The sequence below is a fragment of the Streptomyces sioyaensis genome (assembly GCF_004122735.1).
In the GTDB taxonomy this organism is placed as follows: Bacteria; Actinomycetota; Actinomycetes; order Streptomycetales; family Streptomycetaceae; genus Streptomyces; species Streptomyces sioyaensis.
On the sequence record NZ_SDIF01000025.1, the window covers coordinates 1 to 15,036 of the forward strand.

At 72.1% G+C, this 15,036-nt stretch carries 12 protein-coding genes and 1 rRNA gene; 6 read left to right on the forward strand and 7 right to left on the reverse strand.

Translation table 11 applies throughout. The features are described 5' to 3' along the window. The first annotated feature begins 170 nt into the window (after positions 1-170). The 3 genes from rrf to EST54_RS35010 all read left to right on the forward strand — a co-directional run bounded on the left by rrf (position 171) and on the right by EST54_RS35010 (position 2,498). A 5S ribosomal RNA gene (rrf, locus tag EST54_RS11725) occupies positions 171-287 on the forward strand. A gap of 277 nt (positions 288-564) precedes the next feature. Further along, entirely contained in the window at positions 565-1,800 is a 1,236-nt protein-coding gene (locus EST54_RS35005; protein WP_217371182.1) for a hypothetical protein, read from the forward strand. Beyond that, positions 1,737-2,498, forward strand: a complete 762-nt coding sequence (locus EST54_RS35010; protein WP_203525288.1) for a tetratricopeptide repeat protein — start codon at positions 1,737-1,739, stop codon at positions 2,496-2,498. Before EST54_RS35005 ends, EST54_RS35010 begins: the two co-directional genes overlap by 64 nt. 93 nt (positions 2,499-2,591) lie before the next feature. On the opposite strand, the gene EST54_RS11735 is transcribed toward EST54_RS35010, so the two are convergent. From EST54_RS11735 to EST54_RS11755, 5 genes are all read right to left on the reverse strand, one after another. Beyond that, positions 2,592-4,397, reverse strand: a complete 1,806-nt coding sequence (locus EST54_RS11735) for an IucA/IucC family protein (RefSeq protein ID WP_129247558.1) — start codon at positions 4,395-4,397, stop codon at positions 2,592-2,594. Further along, complete coding sequence (locus EST54_RS11740) at positions 4,394-5,038, reverse strand: GNAT family N-acetyltransferase (protein WP_239012205.1); 645 nt, start codon at positions 5,036-5,038, stop codon at positions 4,394-4,396. The genes EST54_RS11735 and EST54_RS11740 overlap by 4 nt, the downstream gene beginning before the upstream one ends. Beyond that, the gene (locus EST54_RS11745) at positions 5,035-6,354 is read right to left on the reverse strand and encodes a lysine N(6)-hydroxylase/L-ornithine N(5)-oxygenase family protein (protein WP_129247559.1); all 1,320 of its coding nucleotides are present in this window, start codon (positions 6,352-6,354) and stop codon (positions 5,035-5,037) included. The genes EST54_RS11740 and EST54_RS11745 overlap by 4 nt, the downstream gene beginning before the upstream one ends. A 38-nt stretch (positions 6,355-6,392) precedes the next feature. After that, a complete protein-coding gene (locus tag EST54_RS11750) occupies positions 6,393-7,925 on the reverse strand; it encodes a pyridoxal phosphate-dependent decarboxylase family protein (protein WP_129247560.1) in 1,533 nt (510 codons plus the stop codon). Between the two features lie 156 nt (positions 7,926-8,081). After that, a complete protein-coding gene (locus EST54_RS11755; protein ID WP_129247561.1) occupies positions 8,082-9,347 on the reverse strand; it encodes a DUF1015 family protein in 1,266 nt (421 codons plus the stop codon). 172 nt (positions 9,348-9,519) lie between these two features. Here EST54_RS11755 and EST54_RS11760 point away from each other — a divergent pair, with 172 nt between their 5' ends. After that, positions 9,520-10,545, forward strand: a complete 1,026-nt coding sequence (locus tag EST54_RS11760) for an HAD-IIA family hydrolase (RefSeq protein ID WP_129247562.1) — start codon at positions 9,520-9,522, stop codon at positions 10,543-10,545. Between the two features lie 82 nt (positions 10,546-10,627). Here EST54_RS11760 and EST54_RS11765 read toward each other — a convergent pair whose 3' ends face one another. Both EST54_RS11765 and EST54_RS11770 read right to left on the reverse strand, forming a co-directional pair. Then, positions 10,628-11,557: a siderophore-interacting protein gene (locus EST54_RS11765; RefSeq protein ID WP_129247563.1), complete on the reverse strand. Its 930-nt coding sequence runs from the start codon at positions 11,555-11,557 to the stop codon at positions 10,628-10,630. Between the two features lie 182 nt (positions 11,558-11,739). Further along, a complete protein-coding gene (locus EST54_RS11770) occupies positions 11,740-12,768 on the reverse strand; it encodes an ABC transporter substrate-binding protein (RefSeq protein WP_129247564.1) in 1,029 nt (342 codons plus the stop codon). 64 nt (positions 12,769-12,832) lie between these two features. On the opposite strand from EST54_RS11770, the gene EST54_RS11775 reads away from it, so the two are divergent. Together EST54_RS11775 and EST54_RS11780 are read left to right on the forward strand one after the other, a co-directional pair. Further along, on the forward strand, positions 12,833-13,882 hold the full coding sequence (locus EST54_RS11775; RefSeq protein ID WP_167511532.1) for a FecCD family ABC transporter permease: 1,050 nt from the start codon (positions 12,833-12,835) through the stop codon (positions 13,880-13,882). Beyond that, the gene (locus EST54_RS11780) at positions 13,879-14,997 is read left to right on the forward strand and encodes a FecCD family ABC transporter permease (RefSeq protein ID WP_129247565.1); all 1,119 of its coding nucleotides are present in this window, start codon (positions 13,879-13,881) and stop codon (positions 14,995-14,997) included. Before EST54_RS11775 ends, EST54_RS11780 begins: the two co-directional genes overlap by 4 nt. The last annotated feature ends 39 nt before the right edge of the window (positions 14,998-15,036 follow it).

Sequence of the window (15,036 nt, forward strand, 5' to 3'; positions counted from 1 at the left end):
GGAAGCGCCGTAAGGTGTGGAGTTGACTGGTACTAATAGGCCGAGGGCTTGTCCTCAGTTGCTCGCGTCCACTGTGTGGTTCCCGGGTTGCGAACAGTCGCAATCGCTGGTTGAACCAAGTTTCACTCTTTAACTAAAAAGTGTGCTTGTTCGCTAGAACCCGATAGGGTTTCGGTGGTCATAGCGTTAGGGAAACGCCCGGTTACATTCCGAACCCGGAAGCTAAGCCTTTCCGCGCCGATGGTACTGCAGGGGGGACCCTGTGGGAGAGTAGGACGCCGCCGAACAATCTTTCAGGACCCTTGGTCCCAGCGTTCATGCTGGGACCAAGGGTCCTTTTTGTTTTTGCCGAAGCGCGCTGAACTGGTCGGTGCGCGAGAATGAATGCAGTACCGAAGACAGGAGTCACGTCGATGTCCACCAACTCTTCCGACGATCGTTCGGAGCGCCGGCCGCAGCGGCGCGACGACGGCGACCGCGGTGGTTTCCGGCGTGATGGGGACAGGGGGGACCGGGGTCCCCGTGGCACCAACCGCGGTGGTGACCGCGGGGGTTACCGGCGTGATGACCGTCCGTCGGGGGGCGACCGGGGCGGGTTCCGTGGCGGTGAGCGGCGGGACGAGCGCGGTGGTGACCGTGGCGGATTCCGGCGTGATGACCGGCCGTCCGGTGGTGACCGGGGCGGGTTCCGCGGCGGTGACCGGCGGGACGACCGTGGGGGCTTCCGGCGTGATGACCGTCCCTCGGGCGGTGACCGTGGTGGGTTCCGCGGCGGTGACCGGCGGGACGACCGTGGGGGCTTCCGGCGTGATGACCGTCCCTCGGGCGGTGACCGTGGTGGGTTCCGCGGCGGTGACCGGCGGGACGACCGTGGGGGCTTCCGGCGTGATGACCGTCCCTCGGGCGGTGACCGTGGTGGGTTCCGCGGCGGTGACCGGCGGGACGACCGTGGGGGCTTCCGGCGTGATGACCGTCCCTCGGGCGGTGACCGTGGTGGGTTCCGTGGTGGTGACCGGCGGGATGAGCGGCCGCGTGGGCCGCGTCGTGATGATGAGCGTGGTGGGTTCCGGAGGGATGACCGGCGGGACGACCGTGGCGGGGACCGTCCCGGGTTCCGGCGTGATGATCGTCCGTCCGGTGGTGACCGTGGTGGGTTCCGTGGCGGTGACCGGCGGGACGACCGCGGTGGATTCCGCAGGGATGACCGGCGGGACGACCGCGGTGGTGACCGGGGCGGGTTCCGGCGTGATGACCGGCCGTCGGGTGGTGACCGTGGTGGGTTCCGTGGTGGTGACCGGCGGGACGATCGTGGTGGGTTCCGGCGTGATGATCGTCCGTCCGGTGGCGACCGTGGTGGGTTCCGTGGCGGGGATCGTCGGGATGAGCGGCCGCGTGGGCCGCGTCGTGATGATGAGCGCGGTGGGTTCCGGAGGGACGACCGTCCGTCCGGTGGTGACCGTGGTGGATTCCGTAGGGATGACCGTCCGTCCGGTGGTGACCGTGGTGGGTTCCGTAGGGACGACCGTGGCGGTGACCGGGGCGGGTTCCGCAGGGATGACCGGCGGGACGACCGTGGCGGATTCCGCGGAGGTGACCGTCGGGATGACCGCGGTGGCGACCGGGGTGGGTTCCGTAGGGACGACGAGCGTGGGGGGCGTCGGCCGTATGGGGGCGGGCGCGGGCGTGACGACCGTCGGGATGATCGGCGGGACCGGGAGCGGGAACCGATCAAGCGGCTGCCGATTCCGGAGGACGTCACCGGTGACGAGATCGACAAGGATGTGCGTCAGGAGCTGCTGAGCCTGCCGAAGACGCTGGCCGAGGACGTCGCCAAGAACCTCGTGATGGTGGCGAAGCTGCTGGACGAGGACCCGGAGCGGGCGTACGGCTACTCGCGGGTGGCGCTGCGGCTGGCGTCCAGGGTGGCGGCGGTTCGGGAGGCGGCCGGCTTTGCGGCGTACGCGGTCGGCAAGTACAGCGAGGCGCTGGCGGAGTTCCGGGCGGCGCGGCGGATGACCGGCAGTGTGGAGCTGTGGCCCGTCATGGCCGACTGCGAGCGTGGGCTCGGGCGGCCGGAGAAGGCGCTGGCGATGGCCGGTGAGCCCGAGGTGCACAAGCTGGACCGGGCCGGACAGGTCGAGATGCGGCTGGTCGCGGCGGGTGCCCGGCGGGACATGGGGCAGGCCGACGCCGCGGTGGTCACGCTGCAGAGCCCGGAGCTCGCGTCGAGCGCGGTGCACCCGTGGACGGCGCGGCTGCGGTATGCGTACGCCGACGCGCTGCTGGAGGTCGGCCGCGAGGACGACGCGCGTGACTGGTTCGCCAGGGCGCTGGAGGCCGACCAGGGCGGTACGACGGATGCCTCCGACCGGCTCGCGGAGCTGGACGGGGTGGAGTTCACCGACGCGCTGGACGAGTCCGAGGCGGAGGAGGCCGAGGGCGACGAGGCTGAGGGTGATGAGGCCGGTGACGGCGGTGACGGCGGTGTGCAGGGCTGAGCCTGCCGCTGTCGTGGGCTGAGCGGACGAGAGGGAGGAAGGGCGGGATCCCGTACGGGGTCCCGCCCTTCGGCATGTCTGTGGGGGAGGGGGTCAGGCGGGCGGTGCGTAGGGGGCGAGGGGGTTGCGGAGGGTGCCGATGAGCTGGAGGGCGCCCGCGGGGTCCTGGAGGTCGACCATCTCCTGGTTGTTGCGCAGCTGGAGGCGGTTGAGGCAGGAGAGGGCGAACTCCTCGGCGAACATGTCGTATTGGGCGAACTTGTCGGCGAGGTGCGGCGCGGACGCCTGGTAGTCGAGGACGCACTCGGCGACCGTGCGCCAGAAGGTGTCCTCGTCGAGGACGCCGCGGTCGTCGAGGATGCCGCTGAGGAAGCGGAAGAAGCAGTCGAAGACGTCGGTGAAGACGGAGAGGAGTTTTTTGTCCTCGGGGACGTCGGCGCGGATGCGTTCGACGGCCGGGGGCAGGACCGCGGTGGGGTCCATGACGGCGATCTCCTCGGCGATGTCCTTGAAGATGACCCGGGCCACCGCGCCGTCCTCGATGACCAGGATGGCGTTCTCGCCGTGCGGCATGAAGACCAGGTCGTAGGAGTAGAAGGCGTGCAGGACCGGGGTCAGGTACGCGTCGAGGTAGCGGCGCAGCCAGTCGGCGGGGGCCAGGCCGGATTCCTTGATGAGGGCCGCGGCGAAGGAATCGTCCTGGTCGTCGGTGTGGAGGAGGGAGGCCATGGTGGCGAGTCGGCGGCCCGGTTCGAGGGCGGCGACGGGGCTTTCGCGCCAGAGGGCGGCGAGCATTTTGCGGTACGGGGAGCCCTTGGCGGTGGCGGCCTCGTACTGGGGGTGGTGGTAGCCGAGGGCGGCGCGCTCGCGGATGATCGAGAAGCCGGTGGCCCGGAAGGTGTCGTCGGCGTCGATCAGGCGGGCGAGCCAGTCGTTGATGGCCGGGGTGGCTTCCATGTAGGCGGCGGACAGGCCGCGCATGAAGCCCATGTTGAGCACCGAGAGCGCCGTTTTGACGTAGTGGGCGGCGGGGTTGGTGGTGTTGAAGAAGGTGCGCAGGGACTGCTGGGCGAGGTAGCTGTCGTCGCCGGGGCCCAGGCACACCAGGTGCTGCTGGGCGACCTCGGCGGCGAAGGTGACCGAGAGCTTGTTCCACCACTGCCAGGGGTGGGTGGGGAAGAGGTAGTAGTCGTCCGGGTCGAGACCCAGGCCGGTGAGGGTGGCGGTGAAGCGGTCGCGAGTGTGCCGGGGGAGTTCGCCGCGTATGAGGGTGTCGTAGTCGAGGCCGGCGCCGGCGGTGAAGGTGGCGCGGTCGCGGCGGGCGGCGAGCCAGATCAGCTGGAGGGGACGGGCGGTTTCCGGGGCGTAGGCGTGGTACTCGTGGATGCCGAAGCCGAGGCGGCCGTTGTTGGCGACGAAGCACGGGTGGCCCTCGGTCATCCCGGACTCGATGGCCTGGAAGCCGGCGTGGGCGAGTGCGGCGGCGGTGGGCTGGTGGGCGGCGAGTTTGTAGGCGGTGCCGGAGAGGGTGGAGCTGATCTCCTCCAGGTAGACGGGGAGGACCTCCGCGCCGAGTCCCAGGGAGTCGCGCAGTTCCAGGATGAACTCCAGAGCGTCCAGGGGGAGTTCGGTGTGGGCGCGGTGACGGGTGATGCTGTCGGCGTCGATCTGCCAGTGGTCCAGGGCCTGTCTGCGGGCGGCGAAGCGGTACTCGGTCGAGCCGTCGTCGCTGTGCAGACAGTAGTGGCCTTCCGGTGGCAGGCGCTTGGGGGTGAGCAGCCGTTCATGGGCGAACTCGGCGAGGGCCTTGCGGAGCAGCAGGCGGTTGGCCCGTGCCCACAGGGCGGGGGTGAGGTGGGCGACGGCTTCCTGGGCGGTGGGCCGGCCGGCGGCGGTCATCGGTGGTCTCCTCGGGTGGCCAGGAACTTCTCGCGGGTGCACGTGCTGAGGCAGGCGTCTTTGGCGGGGAGCGAGACGGTGCGCAGGACCTCGAAGCCGACGGCCTCGTTGAGGGCGTGGACGGCGGTGTTGCGGGCGTCGGGTTCGACGACGACGCGGCGGGTGGCCGGGTCGGCGAAGAGCATCTCCATGACGGTGGTGAGCACGGCGAGGGTGAAGCCGTGCACCGGGGTGGTGGTGGGAGCGGTGAGGAAGTGCATGCCGACGTCGCCGGGCTCGGCGGTGTGGATGCCGACCAGCTCCCGGTGGGCCGGGTCGTAGCGCTCCATGAGGAAGGCCGGTGTGCCGTTGTGCAGGCCGAGGAAGGCGTCGTGGAAGGGGTCGGCGGCGATCCGCGCGCTCTCCTTCTCGACGGCGGCGAGGTCGCAGTCCTGCATCAGCCAGAAGACGGCTTTGGGGTGGGTGACCCAGCCGTGCAGCAGCCGGGCGTCGGCGGCCGGATCGACCGGGCGCAGGGCGAACTCCCCGAGCGTGGCGTCGGTGCGGGTGAAGAGCGGGGCGGCGGCCGGCCGCTCGCCGGGCCCGGCCTCGGACGCGTGCGGCGCGCGCTGCCCGGGGATGCGCGTGCGGTGCTCGTTCATGCGGGGACCTCCAGGGGGTGGTGCGGGCCGGCCGGGGCGGCGAACTCCTGGAAGGCGATGGCCTTTTCGACCGGGTAGTACTCGCGGCCGAGCAGCTCGCGCACCAGACACGAGTTGCGGTAGGCGGCCATGCCGAGGTCGGGGGTGACGAAGCCGTGCGTGTGCAGCTCGGCGTTCTGCACGAAGATGCCGTGGCCGGTGGTGTCGATGCTGTAGTTGCGGGCCACGTCGTAGCGGCCGGCGTCGTCCCAGACGATGCGGTCGTGGACCGGGGCGAGGAAGTCCGGGACGCGGTAGCGGTAGCCGGTGGCGAGGATCAGGCCCTGGGTGTCGAGGGTGAAGTCCGTGCCCTGTTCCTCCTGGCGCAGGCCGAGGGTGTAGGTGCCGGAGGTCCGGTCGTAGCGGGCCCGGTGCAGGGCGGTGTTGGTGAGCAGCCGGGTGGGGACGGGGCCGCTGAGGTTCTTCTGGTAGAGCAGGTCGAAGATGTCGTTGATCAGGGCGGAGTCGATGCCCTTGTAGAGGTGTTTCTGGGTGGCGTTGAGGCGGTCGCGGGTGGCCGCGGGGAGGGCGTGGAAGTAGTCCACGTACTCCGGCGAGGTCATCTCCAGGGTGAGCTTGGTGTATTCGAGGGGGAAGAAGCGCGGGGAGCGGGTCGCCCAGGTCAGGCGGTAGCCGTGGTGGTCGATGTCCTGGAGGAGGTCGTGGTAGATCTCGGCGGCGCTCTGGCCGCTGCCGATCAGGGTGATGCTGTCCTTGGCCTGGAGGGACGCCTTGGCGTCGAGGTAGTCGGCGTTGTGCAGCAGATCGCCGCCCAGGCCCCGGCAGGCCTCGGGGAGGTGTGGCGGGGTGCCGGTGCCCAGGACGAGCTTGCGGGCGCGGTGCGAGGTGACCTCGCCGGTGGGCAGGTGCGTGGCGTGGACGACGTACAGCTCCGCGGCCGGGTCGTACTCGACGGTGGTCACCCGGTGGGAGAAGCGGACGGTGTCGAGCTTGCCGGCCGCCCAGCGGCAGTAGTCGTTGAACTCGGCGCGCAGCGGATAGAAGCTCTCGCGGATGTAGAAGGAGTAGAGCCGCCCCGATTCCTTGAGGTAGTGGAGGAACGAGAAGGGGGAGGTGGGGTCGGCGAGGGTGACCAGGTCGGCCAGGAACGGCACCTGGAGGTGGCTGCTGTCCAGCATCATGCCGGGGTGCCAGTCGAAGGACGGCTTGTCGTCCAGGAACAGGCCGTCGAGCCCGTCGATCGGCTCGGTCAGACAGGCCAGACCCAGATTGAACGGGCCGAGGCCGATGGCGATGAAGTCGTAAGGGGCGGACACGGGGGCTCCGGTGGGGGTTCGGCGAGGGGGAGGGTCGGTCAGCGCGCGCTGAGCGTCGGCCGGGGCCGGGCGGCGAGGAAGGTGCCGGCGTGCTCGGCGATCAGATCGAGCACGGTGGCGATGTCCTCCAGCGTGGTCTCCGGGTTGAGCAGGGTGAACTTGAGGTAGTGGCGGCCGTCGACGGTGGTGCCCGCGACGATCGCGTCGCCGGAGGCGAACAGGGCTTCCCGGGCGTGCAGATTGACCCGGTCGCTGAGGTCGGGGTCCTGGTCGGTGCTGGGGACGTAGCGGAAGACCAGGGTGCTCAGCCGGGGCTCGACGACGACCTCGAAGCGGGGGTCGTCGTACAGCAGCTTCCAGGCGTCGGCGGCGCGGTCGATGACCTCGTCGAAGAGTGCGCCGATGGCCTCGGCGCCCATGATGCGCAGGGTGAGCCAGAGCTTGAGGGCGTCGAAGCGGCGGGTGGTCTGGAGTGACTTGTCGACCTGGTTGGGGATGCGCTGCTCCACCATCCGGCGCGGGTTGAGGTAGTCCGCGTGGTAGGTGACGTGCCGCAGGGTGGTGCGGTCGCGGACCAGGACCGCGCTCGAACTGACCGGCTGGAAGAAGGACTTGTGGTAGTCGACGGTCACCGAGTCGGCGCGTTCGATGCCGGCCAGCAGGGCGCGTCGGCGGGAGACCAGCAGGCCGCAGCCGTACGCGGCGTCGACGTGCATCCAGGCGCCGTACCCGGCGCACAGGCCGGCGATCTCGGGGAGCGGGTCGATCGAGCCGAAGTCGGTGGTGCCGGCCGTCGCGACGACGGCCATGGGTATCAGGCCCTCACGGTCGCAGCGCGCCAGTTCCGCGGCCAGGTCGGTGGTGCGCATCCGCTTCTGCTCGTCGCAGGGGACGGCGATGACGGCCTCCGCGCCCAGGCCGAGCAGGGTGGCGGCTTTGCGGATGCTGAAGTGGCTGCAGGCGGAGGTAAGGATGCGCAGCCGCGGCAGGACGTCGGAGGGCCCGGAGCCGGCGGGTACCTCGCCGCCGGTGAGCGCGCGGCGGCAGGCCTCGTCCCGGGCGAGCAGCATGGCCTGGAGGTTGGACTGGCTGCCGCCGCTGGTGAAGATGCCGTCGGCGCGCGCGCCGAGGCCGATCCGGTCGGCCGTCCAGTCGATCAGCCGGCGCTCGATGAGGGTGCCCCCGGCGCTCTGGTCCCAGGTGTCCAGGGAGGAGTTGACGGCGGCGAGCACGGCCTCGCCGACCAGGGCGGGGATCACCACGGGGCAGTTGAGGTGGGCGAGGTAGCGCGGGTGGTGGAAGTAGACGGCGTCGCGGAGGTAGACGTCCTCCAGCTCGTCCAGCGCGGCGGTCGCGTCGTACAGCGGCGCGTCCAGGTCGACGCCGGAGACGGTGGGGGTGAGGCCGTCGACGGTGATGCCGGTGAACGGGCGGGTGGTGCCGGCGATTTTGGCGCTGATCCGGGCGACGGTCTCGGTGACCGCGCGGTGGTAGTGGTGCGCCGTGCCGTTGTGGAGCAGATGGGTCCGGCTGTCGGACGGGTCCTCGGTGGAGTGCGCGAGGAGACTCATGACGATGTCCTCCCTGGTGCGGAGTTGACCACGTCCCGCGCAGGGTGGGGTGTGCGCAGGGGCAGGGAGACCTGCCCGGCGACGTAGTTAGGTAAGCCTAACCTAACTACGCCGAAGGGAGGGTGTGTGGTGCCGCGGTGCGGGCGGCGCGGGAGGTCAGTTGCCGGTGTCGTCCAGCGTGCGCAGGACCAGGCCGGTGGCGGGCTTGGGGCCGAAGGAGGTGGACTTCCGCGGCATCGTCACGCCCCGCTCCGCGAGCTGACGGACCGTCTCCTCGGAGGTGGCGCGCATCAGGACCGCGGTGCCGCCGTGCCGGGCGGCCTGCTCGACCGCGGCCCCGGTGTGATGCAGATAGCCGATGTCCGACGGATGGTCAGGGATGTGCCAGACCTCGTCCAGCAGGACGGAGTGCAGCACCGTGGCGTCCAGCTGCCGCCAGGCCTCGGGCCGGTCCCGGCGGATCGTCCGGTCCAGCAGGCCGGGGTCGGGGCGGTCCAGGAGGTGGAAGGAGTCCGGCCCGCCGGCCAGGACGAAGGCGGTACCGGGCGTCTCCTCCAGGGCCTCCAGGGCGGCGGACAGCTCGCCCGGGAGCGTACGGGCGCGGAAGGCACCGGCCAGATCCGCCAGCGCCTTGGCCGGCGGCAGATGCGGCAGCACCCGGTGGATCGCCCGGACCTGGAGCGGATAGCGGGCGGTGTCGACCAGCAGCACCAGGCCGGACGCCCAGGGCGAGGCCACGTCGGCGCCGGGCTGCTGCTCGTACAGCCGCTGGTAGGTCGCCCAGCGGTGGTGGCCGTCGGCGATCAGGGCCTGCCGGCCGCTGAGGTCGTCGTCGATGGCGGCGAGGTCGGCGGGGGCGGTGACCGCCCACAGGCGGTGCGCGAAGCCGTCCTCCGTGACGGTCGCGAGCAGCGGCTCCTCCTCCACCACCCGCTCGATGACCGCGGCGGCGCCGGTCGCGGTGCCCTGGCCGCGGTAGGACAGCAGCAGCGGTTCGAAGTTGGCGGCCGCCGCACGCATCAGGGCGGCCCGGTCCTCGACCACCTCCGGGATGACGCCCTCGTGCGGCAGCACCGGGCCGTCCAGCCGCAGCGCCCCGATCAGTCCGCGCTGCAGCACCTCACCGGCGCGCTGCTCGTAGACGTACAGCGCGGGCTCGGCGTCCTGCGTCAGCACGCCCTCGGCGCGCCAGCGGCGCAGGGTGTCGGCGGCCTGGCGGTGGCGGGTGGTCGGGTCCGCGGCGTGCGGGAGGATCAGCCGGACGATGTTGTACGGATCGGCGGTCTCCAGATGGCGCACGCCGTCCGGCCGGACCACCACGTCGTACGGCGGTGAGGTCACGGCGGTCAGGCTGCTGACGCGTTCCCGGGCGTAACGCAGTCCGCGGAACGGGAGGAGGCGGAGGCCGTCGCTACTGGTCATTGAAGAATGCTATGCCGCCACACCGATGAGGGAAGATCGGGGGACAGCCCGTACGTGGCTGGAAATACCGGTAGGCGCGAAGCGGAGGGGCACGCACCGGTGCCGGGCGGCGAGTCGCCCCCGGTGGCGGCGGGTCCCTCCGTGGGCGCACGGGAGCGAGGAGCGAGACGGCATGAACGAGCAGGTTCGCAGGCGGCCCGACGGGTCCCGGCAGGCGCTGAGCGAGGCATATGACACCGCGCTGCTGGATCTGGACGGGGTCGTCTACGCCGGCGGACAGGCCATCGCGCATGCGGTCCCGTCGCTGACCACCGCACGGGACGGGGGGATGCACCTCGCCTATGTGACCAATAACGCGGCCCGGACACCGCAGGCCGTGGCCGACCAGTTGTCCGGTTTCGGGCTGCCGACCGGCGCCGAGGACGTGATCACCTCGGCGCAGGCGGTGGCCCGGCTGATCTCCGAGCAGGTGCCGCCGGGCGCGCGGGTGCTGGCGATCGGCGGCGAGGGGCTGCTGGTGGCGCTGCGCGAGCGCGGGCTGGAGCCCGTCTTCTCCGCGGAGGACGATCCGGCGGCGGTGGTGCAGGGCTACGACCCCACGCTGGACTGGGCGCGGCTGGCGGAGGCCGCGTACGCGGTGCAGCGCGGGGTGCCGTGGTTCGCGTCCAACACCGATCTCACCATCCCCAAGGAGCGCGGGATCGCCCCGGGCAACGGTGCGTTGATCGAGGTGGTGCGGATCGCCGCGGGCGGATCGCCGCAGGTGGCGGGCAAGCCGCAGCCGCCGATGCACCGGGAGACGGTGCTGCGGACCGGCGCGCGGCGGCCGCTGGTGATCGGCGACCGCCTCGACACGGACATCGAGGGCGCCTGCAACGGCGGCGTCGACTCGCTGCTGGTGCTCACCGGCGTCACCACCCCCGCCGAGCTGCTGGCCGCCCCGCCGCGGCACCGTCCCGCGTACGTGGAAGCGGACCTGCGCGGACTGCTGGCACCGCAGCCCGAGGTGACCGCGGACGGGGACGGATTCCGGTGCGGCGGCTGGCGGGCCGAGGCGTCCGGCGACACCCTCGCGGTGACCGGCGAGGGGACGCCGCTGGACGGGCTGCGGGCGCTGTGCGCGGCGGCCTGGACGGCCGCGGGGGACGGCAGTTGCGCGGCGGACGCGGGCAAGGCGCTGGCCCGGATCGGGATCTGAGGGCCGGGGCTCCGGCGGCGGGGCCCGGTGCGGTGCGCCCCGGCCGGCACGGGCCCGCCACCCCGCCGCCGCTGCGGGTGACTCACTCGCCCCGGGATGTCGCCGCCGCGGCCGTCAGCTCCGCGAGCAGGTCCTCCTCGGTGGCGCCGCGCCGCCAGTAGCCGGTGAACGTGACGGCCCTGCGGTCGATGCCGCGCTCGCGGACCAGGTGGCGGCGCACCGCCTTGACCGTCCCGGCCTCGCCGGCGACCCAGGCGTACGGGGTGCCCGCGGGCAGTTCGGCGGCGCGCAGTGCGTCGAGCACCGGCTCGCCGTGTGCGGTGGTGGCCTCGTCGCGGACCAGCCAGGTGATCTCGGCGTCGGCGAAGGACGGCAGCTGCTGCCGGTCGTCCTCGTGCGCGATCTCGATCCAGACCTTGGCGGGGGTGCCGGGGGAGAGCCAGGACAGGATGCCGGCGATCGCGGGCAGCGCCGTCGTGTCGCCGGTGAGCAGGATCCAGTCGGTGCCGGCCGGCGGGCGGAAGTCGACCCCGCCGTTGTCCTCGACGGCCGGGGCGAGCACGGTCAGCCGGTCGCCGGGCCGGGCGCGGGCGGCCCAGCGGGAGGCCGGGCCGCCGGCCGTGAGGGGGGCACCTCCCTGCTCGAACGGAGTTGAGAGCTTGGGGGAGGCCCCCGGCTCCGCGCCGTGCAGGGCGAAGTCCACATCGAACTCCGCAGGGTCAGGGCGCTGTGCGCGGATCGTGTACGAGCGCATCACCGCCCGCTCGGCCGGATCCTGCGCCCGCCAGGCGGCGTACCAGCCGTCGCCGGTGTCGTCGAGGACCGGCCGGTCCTGATGGGGCTGCGGGAGGAAGAGCTTGAAGCGCTGGTCGCGACCGCCGGACGCCAGCTCGGCCAGCCGATCGCCGCCGAAGGTGACCCGCACCATGGACGGGCCCAGCCGCCGGGTGCGCAGGACCTGGACCTCGAAGAAGCGGAACGGTGTGGTGGCGGGGGCGGCTGTCGTGGTCATGCGGGGAACCTCCCGGGGCGGACTGCGGTGGTGCGACGGCGGGTGAAGGGGGCCGGTCTGCGGCGGCGGGTGAACGGGGCCGGTGTGCGGCGGCGGGTGTGCGGTGCGGTTGCGGCGGAGCGCGCCGGCCGGGGCCGCGGCCGGGGCGGCTTGCCACCCCGGCCTGCCACCCCGGCCGGGCGTCAGTTGACCTTCCTGGCGCTGCCGATCGCCTTGGCGAGCGACTCGATGAGCGGGGCGGCGCCCGCGTAGGAGAAGCGGGGCTCGCTCGACCAGGGGGTGATCTGGTGCGCCTTGACGGCGGGCAGCTTGGCCCAGGAGGGCTTGGCGGCCAGGTCCTTGGGCTGGAGAGTGGCGGTCCGGTTGTCCAGCAGCAGCACGTCCGCCGTGTACTTGTCGGCGTTCTCCCAGCTCAGGCTCTCGAAGTAGCCGCCCTTGTCCAGGTGGTCGGGGACGATCAGGTCGACGCCGAGGGACTTGTAGTACATGAGGTCGGCGTTGATGCCGGGGTTGGAGGCGTAGAAGAGGTCGGGGCTGCCGGAGCAGGCGAGCACCTTGACCGGGTGGGACCTGGCGGCCTTGCGCAGCGCCTCGGAGGCCTTCTCGAAGCGGGCCTTGCCGTCGGTGACCTTCTTGGCCTTGAGGTCGGCGCCGAGCGACTCCGCCAGCTCGGCGTAGCGCTCGATGATCTTGACGAGCGGGGTGCGGGCGGCGGTGAGGGCAACGGACTTGGCCAGCTTGGTGATCTTGTCCTTGCTGTCGTCCGGTACGAACCACAGCGCGCCCGGCTCGTACATGTTGGTGACCAGCAGATCGGGGCGCAGGGCCGCGTACTTCTCGACGTTGAACTGGTTGTAGGCGTTGCCCAGGATGGTGACCTTGTCGATGTCCAGGTCGCCGGCCTGCGGGTCGGGCCGGCCGTTCTTCAGCTTGGTGGGGCCGAAGACGCCGACGATCTGCTCGTCGATCCCGAAGTCGTGCAGCGCGGCCGCGGTGCCGGTGAAAGCGACGATGCGCTGGGGGGTGTGCGCCAGGGACACCTTCTCCTTGCGGTCGTCGGTGAAGGTCCAGGAGCCTTTCCCGGCACTGCCGTTGGTGCCTCCCGGGCCCTTGCCCCCGCCGCAGGCGGCCAGCAGGGCGCCGATACCGACGGCGCCGCCCGCGGCCAGGATGCCGCGACGGGAGACAGGGGTGCTTCGGGAGGTACTCATGGCGTCTGCGCTTCTCTCGTGGGGGCCGACACGGTCAATGTGAGGGTAGGCTAACCTAACTAACGTGTTGGTTGACAGTCCCCCCGAAGCACCGGCCACCCCGGCCCCGGTGTCACCCCGGCGACGACAGGTCCTGCGCAGTGCGGGGCTGTTCGCCTCCGTGGCCGTACTGGCCGTCGTCGCCGTCCTCGGCATCGCCGTCGGCGCGAAACAGATCCCCCTCGACCAGGTGTGGCACGGGGTGTTCCACTACACCGGCACCGACACCGATGTGGTCGTCCGCGATGTCCGCTTCCCCCGCACCCTGCTCGGTCTGCTCGTCGGCGCCGCCCTCGGCCTGGCCGGCACGGTCATGCAGGCGCTGACCCGAAATCCCCTGGCGGACCCCGGAGTTCTCGGTATCAACGCCGGCGCCTCGGCCGCGGTCGTCACCGCCATCAGCTTCTTCGGCGTCACCTCGCTGTCCGGCTATGTGTGGTGCGCCTTCGCCGGCGCCGCAGCGGTCTCCGTCGCCGTGTACGTCCTCGGCGGCACCCGCGGCGCCACGCCCGTACGGCTCGCCCTCGCCGGCACCGCGCTGACCGCCGTCCTCGTCGGCTACCTCAACGCGGTCAACCTGATGGACACCGCGGCGCTGGACAAGATGCGCTTCTGGACGGTGGGTTCGCTGGCCACGGCCACCATGCCGACGGTGACCCGGATCGCGCCGTTCCTGGCGGTGGGCGCCGTCCTCGCGCTGCTGCTCGCCCGGCCGCTGAACGCCCTCGCGCTCGGCGACGACCAGGCGCGGGCGCTGGGCACCCGGCTGACCCGCACCCGGCTGCTGGCGATGGTCACCGTCACCCTGCTGTGCGGCGGGGCGACCGCCGCCTGCGGCCCGATCGTCTACGTGGGCCTGATGGTTCCGCATGCCGTACGGGCCCTGACCGGGCCCGATCTGCGCTGGGTCCTGCCGTACTCCGCGGTGCTCTCGCCGGTGCTGCTGGTCGGTGCGGATGTGCTCGGACGGGTCGTGGCCCGGCCCGGCGAGCTCCAGGTCGGCATCGTGACGGCCCTCGCCGGCGGGCCGGTCTTCATCTACCTCGTACGGCGTCGGAGGATGGCCCAGCTGTGAGCGCGACCGTGAAATCCGGGCAGGAGACCGAGCAGCGGCGGACGAAGGGGGCCCGACGCGGTCGGCGAGCGGGGGCGGCCCGGCGGACCAGAACGGTGCGCACCAAGGGCGGGCTCTCGCTGCGCCTGGAACCACGCGCCCTGTGGACCGGACTGCTGCTGCTGGCCCTCGCGCTGGCCGCCGGCGTCGCCCTGATCGGCTCCGGCGACTACCCGATGACGCCGGCCGAGGTGATCGCCACCCTGACCGGCGGCGGCGACGCCGGCCGGCAGTTCGTCGTGCAGGACCTGCGGCTGCCGAGGGTGCTGGTGGGGCTGCTGGTCGGCGCCGCGTTCGGGATCGCCGGGGCGGTCTTCCAGACCGTCTCCCGCAACCCGCTGGGCAGCCCCGACGTCCTCGGCTTCGCCCAGGGCTCGTCCGTCGGCGCGCTGGTCGTCATCGTCTTCTTCCAGGGCGGCGGTTTCGCGGTCGCCGCCGGAGCGGTCGTCGGCGGCCTGGTCACCGGCCTCGGCATCTTCCTGCTCGCCTGGCAGCGCGGCATCCACGGCTACCGCTTCGTGCTGGTCGGCATCGGAGCCGGCGCGATGCTCTACGCGATGGTGCTCTACCTCCTGACCAAGGCGAACATCGTCGAGGCGACCCGGGCCACCACCTGGATGACCGGTTCCCTCAACGGCCGTGACTGGAGCCAGGTCTGGCCGCCGGCCGCCGTCTGCGCCGTCCTCGTCCCGCTGCTGCTGTGCCACGGGCGGGCGCTGCGCATGCTGGAGATGGGCGATGACGCGGCGGCCGCGCTGGGCGTACGGGTCGGCCGGGTCCGCGTCGTCGTGCTGATCGCGGCGGTCGTACTGGTCTCCGTCGCCACCGCCGCGGCCGGGCCGATCTCCTTCGTGGCGCTCAGCGCACCCCAGCTCGCCCGGCGGCTGACCGGCTCTCCCGGCCCCAACCTCCTGCCGTCCGCCCTGATGGGAGCCGCCCTGCTGGTCGCCGCCGACTGGTCCTCGCAGCGGCTCTTCGGCGCGGACCAGCTGCCGGTGGGGGTGCTCACCGGCGTCCTCGGCGGCGGCTATCTGCTGTGGCTGCTGGCCACGGAGCGCCGGGCGGGCCGGATATGAGCGGCCCGGCGAGCGGCGGGCGGCGGCCCGCGGCCGCAC